The sequence below is a fragment of the Gilvimarinus sp. 1_MG-2023 genome, from assembly GCF_030548285.1.
This window is the reverse complement of the sequence record NZ_JAUOSC010000597.1, coordinates 1-318: the sequence shown is the minus strand read 5'-3', so window position 1 is coordinate 318 and position 318 is coordinate 1. Positions and strand designations below refer to the sequence as shown.

Below are 318 nucleotides of genomic sequence, written 5' to 3'. Positions count from 1 at the left end.
ATCGAGTTTGACGACAGCCTGCACATACCCAACTCCGTCATCAACTGGGGTGGTGCCGACCTCACCAAACGCGCGCCAATGCCGGTATTCAGCGGAGTAGCCCTGAGCCATCACCAGCCGCCAGAGCACCGACGGCCAATCGGTGCACCGTGGGACACAATCAGCGAGTATGCCAGCGCCACCGAAACCCCATACTGGCTCGGCGTACTCACACCGGGCCCCGCGCCAGACGCCACCGCAGCAGAGACACACATCATCATGAACACAGTCCAATGCTACACACTGCCAGACCAAACCCCGCTGGCACTGGCTGATATC

Annotated in this window: 1 protein-coding gene; it reads left to right on the top strand. The window is 61.0% G+C overall.

Features of this window, described 5'->3' with window-relative positions:
• Positions 1-318: hypothetical protein (locus Q4563_RS18250; protein WP_303605513.1), on the top strand; the 318-nt coding region annotated here is incomplete at both ends.